Genomic DNA, 6,897 nt, shown 5'->3' on the forward strand with positions numbered 1-6,897 from the left:
GGCAAACCGGGATGCCGGGTGCGACGCCGCGGTGAGGCCGCATGGCCGAATGCGCGACGGACCGAAGGGCCGTTCTCCCCTGCGACACGCGAAGCCGAGCTGGGGAGGCCGCAAGGCATAAGCCAAGGTTGATGTGCAGGCGACTATACAAAGTATCTACTCCAGCATGCGACATGATGGGCAGGAAAGCGGACTTTCGATGTGCCTGCTCGACGCTCACTGTACCCTTCTGTCACAACTGGGTGCTATCGAACGGACCCAGGTCAATATTCGAGAACGCCTCTATTGCCTGTTTGAGGTCCTTGCCCGCGCGAACCCTTTCTTTGAGATTTTCGAGCGTCTCGCCGCTTTCTGCTGCAGCCACATGCGGGCGTACCTCATCGAACGCCCGATGGGTCGCCCTTCGAGGCAAGGCTCCCCCCGACATCGAAAATGCTGCCATCTCTGCATCTCGAAGCCCTCGTCGAACGCAGACATGAGCGAGGAGGAGGGGGCCCGCACCCTCCACCGTATTCGGCTCAGAATCTCCCGGCGTGAATATCTGCATCATACGAGAAGGCAAACCCATCACATGCGCCAGGTCGGGGATCATGCGAATGACAAACTTGCGTGCGTCAGGCGAGAACTCCGCCGAAGCCCCATTCGGCGATATCGTCTGCTGGATTTCTTTCAGTGGCGCGCCGTCCATCCATTGACGCAGAGTCGACTCAAGCTTGGGGACCGCGTACATCGCTTTCTCTTCATCCGATGCCAAGTCTCCATAGGTCTTCCCAAAGAGATCTTCGAAGGTCGAGGGCTTAATCATTCGGAAAAGGTGACCCGGATTGGCCTCCATCCACGAGAACATCCACTCGCAGATCCCGGCCACCGTGCTTGCCATGTCATCTTGGGCGTCGGCAAGCGCGTCAGACAAAGCTTTGAGCACGTCCTCTGGGAGACCCACCATGGAGGCGAGGTCTCGGTATCTCTGATCCAGCACGACAGCATCTTCATCCGGGCCGGACAAGACAGAAAGGGCGGCCTCCGTACGGCTAGCGACCCACTGTTCGTCACCCGCCTTACGCTTTAGGAACGCCGTGAGGCTCCGGGACAGATCGACCCGAGGCGACGAGCCTCCGTCCTCGCCATCTGAGGGCGTTTCCATTAGACGGCTGACGACATATCGTTCCAGATCTCCGGCGTCCTCCGCCTTGTGATGGACACGGTCCATGACGGCTTCGAATGGGTCCTCGAGCACCAAGCACTGATCGGATTGGCTGAAGACCTCCCGGAGCTGCGTCCATTGCTCACCAATCGTTCCCTCTTCATCTGACAGGGGAACAACCTTTCCAGGAACAATCAGCACGATACCCGACGCGCTTTGACCCGCGCGTCCTGCCCGCCCAGCGGCATTCAGCAACGCAGCGGCATCGAGAAGATCGCGACGGTTCGTTTCACGATCAAAGCGGCTGTCTTCAGCGATGATCACCAAATCGGCAGGAAGATTCATCCCCTGCGCCAAAGTCGGGGTCGCTGCGAGTACCCGCAGGCCGTCGTCCCTACCGTAAAGCCTCTCCGCCAAATCTCTTTCGTAGGGAAGCAAAAGGCCGTGATGCGCCGTGGCGGCGCTTTGCAGAAGATCGTTCTCGACGGCGAGATATACATCACCCGCGTCGCCCATTTCATCGATTGCCGTCTCGTATAGGTCCTTTTCGGCTGTAGTGAGTTCGGTCGGTGGAGCGTCGATGAGCGCCGATGCCTTTTTGGCGATCGACCATGCGTTCGGGATTGACTGGGAGAAGACGAGGGTCCGGAGTCCAGCCTTTGACGCCGATGCCGCGATGTGCGACGCAAGCTCGCCCGAGTTTGGGGTGAGGCTCCAGTAGTTGTTCGCCGTCAGCAGAACCTGATGATCCAAGAGCGAGAGCAGGGCGTAGTCGTCGCGTTTCATCGAGGCCCATGTCTGTTTCAGACTGAACAGTCCTAATGGGGACGCGTGTAGATCCCTCTTGAGCCCTACAGGCGGAAATTTTGTCGTCTTATTCCTCCACGCCTCCCCAATTTTCTGGTTCAGACGTTCGATTTCGTTTGCCTGATAGACGACGCAGCCCCGCAACTGACGGGTTGGTTTCCAAACGTCGTCAAGGGGGATTGATCGACGGCCTTTCAGTTCTCCCCCAGTCAGCTCCCCAAGCCATTCAGCAATTTCTGCCGTGTTCTTCATCATCGCCGATAGGAGGACGAGGTCAGCCTCCGGGGCGACTCGCGTGAAGCGAATTAGGCAGAGCATCGCGTCGATGGCTCGCCGATCCCCGTCAGTCTTCGGATGAATCAAATGGCATTCGTCGAAGATCAGCAATCCGACATCCGCGAAGCTATCAGGCTCGATGTGACTCGCGTAGAGGCATGCCTCCGGGGTCATGACGAGTATGTCAGGCAGCTCTTCGAGCAGCGTGCCTTCCTCAAACTCCTCTGCTCGCTGTCCCTTAACGTTGGTGTTCGGGAAGGCGGCCCGCAGATCCCGGGCCGTCTGATCGACCAGCGCATGGGTCGGCGCGAGAAAAACCACCTTCAGGTTTCGCAGGAGAGCTGCGTGGATCTTCAGTTGAGCGGTAGTCGATTTACCTGCGCCTGTCGGAAAGCCAACAGCACAGGATGTACCCGGTTCGAGATAGCCTCCTCTGATTGCCGCAAGATGGTTAGTCCAGAGGTATGGCCTCTTCTTCGCGATTCGTGCCATCGAATGATGCCAGCGATCCGCAGGCACACCGTCCGGCGGGTTGATATTGATGACTGCCGCCTCGAGAAGTGCCGAAGTCGCCGTTTCGAGAAGCCGCGCCAGGTGGAACGGACCTGGAAACGAGGCGATCGGCATCGGCGGCAAGCCTTCGATTGCAATGGCATCGTCTGGTCTCGCTGACCTGGCGACGCCACGAAAGATCGCGGCAGGTCGGTCCCGATCCGCGTCCGGAATGCCTCCCAAGACAGCCGCGAGGGCACGGACGCCTTCGAGAAGTCGATGGTACAACGCATTCGCGGCTCGCGTGCCATCGACGCCTTCGCCAGCGACCAGCTCCGTGACCGGACGTCGCTCCTGGTTGAGGATTGTCCCAATCATTCCACGCGCTAACCAGCCCAGGTTTAGCACGAGTTCGTGCTGAAGCCGGTCTTCCGCCGGTGACCGAAGCGCCCGCGCGACCTCGGTGGCGTCGGCAGACGAGCCTGCGATCAAAAAAAGCAGCATTGCGGAGACGTCGGCACCGATCGCGTCCGCTGTGAATGTAGTAGTCCTCGAAGCCAAGCCGAGAAGAGCTTCGGCCTGGTGAACAAGTTGATGCGCGGACGCTGCCACAAAGCTTGCAGCGCGACGGTTTTCGCGCTCAGGTCTCGTCGTAACCAACACCTCATTGGTCGCGGCAAGCTTACGCGCGAACGCGATGGTCTCGCTGATGTCGCCCGCAGGAGTCTCGGTATCGCGCAATGCGATGCGGGCCGACACGATCTCAGCAAACGCTTGCGACAGTTGTTCCGGCAACCGATCTCGATCGAGGCCGGGAAGGTCTGGGGCGGATCGGATCAGATCGGCCGTCCTCTCGTCATACATTGATGGCGGCCTCCTCGGCATCGATGATGGAGGTTGCCCTGACGGCGATATTTTCGAACCAAGGCCGGAGATTCTGAACTTGGAAGGCCTCCACCCGGCGACGGTCGATCGCGCCGGAGACTGCCACCTCGTAGCCCTTGTAGAGAGCCTTGAGGCCTTTCTCCGAAGCGTGCGTGTCGTCGATCGTTACCGCAACCCGGTAGGCCCGCTTCTCCGTCCACAAGATGGCGGCCACCACGGCATCGGGATTAGGATGCCCAGCACCCGCAAGCAACGTTGAAACACCATCGACGAGTTCGGCATCCCGTCTGCCCGTCTCAAAGTCTTGAAACTCGGGCCAAACCCGATCCCGGACCATAGTTCGAGCATTCCCCGTTGCCTTCTCCTCAGAGATCACTACTCGCGCGATCTCCATGTCGTCGAACTCAACCAAGAGCCCATCAAGGCCCTTGTCCGCATGTCGCATGTGTGGCGACCGGATCATGCCCGGCCTGCCTGCGCGGTGCGCGGCAATCCACGAGATCACTTGGAACATCCAACCATCACGATGGGCCGGATCACCACTTGGGCCAAGTTTGAGTAGGTTCCGCGCACTTTCATAGCCGCCCATTGGGTAGTTGATGTCAACCAAACCGTCCTCGTGCAGAATGCGCTCGGCAACTCTGGCTTGGCCGATGGCCACCCGAGCAAGCAGCCCGGCCAACACATTTTCGTCTTCGACCGTCCATGTAGACCCGGTCCATAGATCGCCCTCTCGGACCGGTGTCAGCGCAATTACCATAGTGATCAGTCATTCTGTTCGGGGTCGAGTATTGCCCAGAGGACATCGATGCGGTGAATGTTAATGGATATTCCTACCCTAGTTAACATTACGCAGAGAATGGGTCGCAAATACCAGAATTGCAACGATCGCAGGAAGCCTCGGTCAATTCGCAACTGAATTAGAAAAATTAGATATTTAATATCGTTGCGTCGCAGTATTTGACCTCTCATTGAGTGGCAGTTTTGAGCAGGTGTAGCGCTTCAGTCCAGATCGACGTCGCCCAAGCGCGGCGCATGGACATGCGTCCGGACTAGGACTGCAGCCGCCGCGCCGGCGATGGCACCGAAGAGATGCGCCTCCCACGACACGCCGGGTTGGCCCGGAAGAACGCCCCAGAGAATGGAGCCATAGAGGACACCAACCACCAGTGCTGCGCCCAGCGTGATCGGGGAGCGATCCACAAGACCGCGCACGACGAAGAAGCCAAACCAGCCGAAGATCAGCCCCGACGCACCGATATGGATCGCCGAGCCGCCGAACAGCCACACGAGACCGCCCCCAAGGCCGATCACCACGGCGTTCACGGCCAGCAAGGCCCGCGTGGTCGTGACCACCAGAAGCCCACCCATAACCAAAAGTGGCGGCGTATTGGCCATCAGGTGCGAGAAGCTCCCATGCAGGAGGGGCATGGCGATGACACCATCCAACCCGCTGCCGTGCCTGGGGATCAGGCCGAAGGCCGGGTTCAGGCCGTAGCCGGTGATCCAATTGACAACCTGAACCGCCCAGAGCAGCGCGACAAAAGCTGCAAGCGTTGCGCCGTGCTGCAAGAAAGCGCGCATGTGATCCCGTTTCATCATGTTGGCGACAGTAGTCGTCCCCACAGCGCCTTCAACGGCTTTCGCGCGCTCCACACGGTGCCACCTCCGGGAAAGGGGGTTCGAGGCGGCCAACCTCGGTACGGCTCAAGCCAAGAGAATGGCTCCGATCTTACACGGTGTTCCCAGGCCGCAGCGGCATGATTTCACGCTCGGGGCGCTTCAACGCTTCGGCATATTTGCGGGCATTGTCGTCAATCGTGCCGTGCCAGAGCTTTGAGACAAAGGCGCGGGCGTCTTGGACCGTCATGTCCTTCAGCGAAGAGGACAGCGCCATGAAGAGCTCATCCTCGCTGATCGCGGCGGCATAGTGCATGGCGTCCGCGTAAAATGATGGATCGTTCAGAACCTGCTCGCTCAGGGGCATCCGCGCGAGGTTCTCTTCCGGAATCGCCATGAAGATCGTGTCCTGCAGGTCGGTCAGATAAGCCCTGCGCGACGTGGACACCGGCTTTCGTGCCGCCTTGGCCTCCAGATATGCCTGCCTTGTCCTGTCGAGCTTTACCTTTGCATGGGTCATGATGACATCACGCTGTCGTTCAGGCAGCGCAAACCCAGTGCAGCGTTCGATATGAGCAAGGAACTCTGCAACCTCTTCCTCAACATCAAAGTTGTCAAACCATGGAACCGTCCCTGATCCAGCCGCCACGCGCCCGCCCTCAACATTACATTAATATACTATTGTATCGCATTTGCACCAGATCGCAAGCGGTTGGCGTCCTTGACGCAAACGGACATGGAAAAAGGGGAACCGTGATCCCACGGCTCCCCTTTCGGTGCGGATCGTCTAATCTCGCGCGTTGGTCATGCGACCAGCGACAGCCCCGCGCCTGCGTCCTGCGGCTGCTCACCGCTGTCGATGAACGGGATGATCGAGAAGGTCTGCCCACCGCGCTGTTCTTCGTTCTGCACGGCGTTCACGCGCAGGTCGCCATCGGGCGTGTTGATCAGCAGCGACAGGTAGTCATTGCCCGTGCGCCTGCTTTTCGCCATCCAGGCCGAGCCGACGCGGATCGGTGTGCCCCGGGGCGAGCTGACCTCGATCCGGTAATCGGGGTGGGTCTCCTCGGATTTATAGCTGTTCTCGATCAGCATGAACTCCAGATCGAACATCATGTTGGCGATGTAGCCGGTGAAGGCGTTGTCGGCGTCCATAGCGGTGAGCTCTCCCGAGATCGAGCCGGATTTCATCAGGCCGTTTGAGACAAGTGGGATGATCTCGAATTCGCCGCTCTGGGCCGCGCGCGCCTCTTTCGTCTGCACCGCGTTGACCCGGAACGGACCCAAGCCGACATCGATCTGCATCGAGATGTAGGGGTTGCCGCTGGTATTGCCGGTCTCGTTCCAAGCCGTGCCGATGCGCACCTTGCGGCCTGATTTGTTGACTGCCGTCACGTCAAAATCCGGGCTGCGTTCGGACATCTTGGCCCGCGCCTCCAACTGGATGGCGATGTCAAAGCGCGTCGAGTGGATCATGCCGGTGTACTGAGCGGCTGCGGTCTCGACATTGCGGGTGAGGGTTCCTGCGAACATGGGATGGTTCCTTTTGGATTGGCCGGTGCCTGACGTCCTTGCCAGCGCATCCGGGATTGCTTTCTCGACCCCTTGAGGGATCACAAATCAGAAAGCTTGCTTTCCCTTTCTGCCCTGCCTCCAGCTCATCGCTGAGGGCT

The 6,897-nt window shown here is 59.4% G+C and carries 5 protein-coding genes; all 5 read right to left on the bottom strand.

The window, feature by feature from the left end:
* Positions 1-232: 232 nt before the first annotated feature.
* The 5 genes from ACN0TA_RS18635 to ACN0TA_RS18655 all read right to left on the bottom strand — a co-directional run bounded on the left by ACN0TA_RS18635 (position 233) and on the right by ACN0TA_RS18655 (position 6,757).
* Entirely contained in the window at positions 233-3,583 is a 3,351-nt protein-coding gene (locus tag ACN0TA_RS18635) for a DEAD/DEAH box helicase (protein WP_417585759.1), read from the bottom strand.
* Positions 3,576-4,286 (bottom strand): hypothetical protein, encoded by a 711-nt coding sequence (locus tag ACN0TA_RS18640; RefSeq protein WP_417585761.1) that lies wholly within the window; start codon positions 4,284-4,286, stop codon positions 3,576-3,578. The genes ACN0TA_RS18635 and ACN0TA_RS18640 overlap by 8 nt, the downstream gene beginning before the upstream one ends.
* A 320-nt stretch (positions 4,287-4,606) precedes the next feature.
* Positions 4,607-5,260 (bottom strand): rhomboid family intramembrane serine protease, encoded by a 654-nt coding sequence (locus ACN0TA_RS18645; protein WP_417585763.1) that lies wholly within the window; start codon positions 5,258-5,260, stop codon positions 4,607-4,609.
* 76 nt (positions 5,261-5,336) lie between these two features.
* Positions 5,337-5,873 carry a hypothetical protein gene (locus tag ACN0TA_RS18650; RefSeq protein WP_386176746.1) on the bottom strand — a complete coding sequence of 179 codons (537 nt, stop codon included), beginning with the start codon at positions 5,871-5,873 and terminating at the stop codon, positions 5,337-5,339.
* A 155-nt stretch (positions 5,874-6,028) separates the two neighbouring features.
* Positions 6,029-6,757, bottom strand: coding sequence for a DUF736 family protein (locus ACN0TA_RS18655; protein WP_386176747.1), 729 nt, complete (start codon positions 6,755-6,757; stop codon positions 6,029-6,031).
* Positions 6,758-6,897: the final 140 nt, after the last annotated feature.

The sequence above is a fragment of the Pelagibacterium sp. genome (genome assembly GCF_048264985.1).
Lineage (GTDB): Bacteria > Pseudomonadota > Alphaproteobacteria > Rhizobiales > Devosiaceae > Pelagibacterium.

What these genes read in the sequence shown, in the direction of transcription:
- ACN0TA_RS18635 (WP_417585759.1), bottom strand. Translation starts at nt 3,583, where the DNA reads ATGTATGACGAGAGGACGGCCGATCTGATCCGATCCGCCCCAGACCTT.
- ACN0TA_RS18655 (WP_386176747.1), bottom strand. Translation starts at nt 6,757, where the DNA reads ATGTTCGCAGGAACCCTCACCCGCAATGTCGAGACCGCAGCCGCTCAG.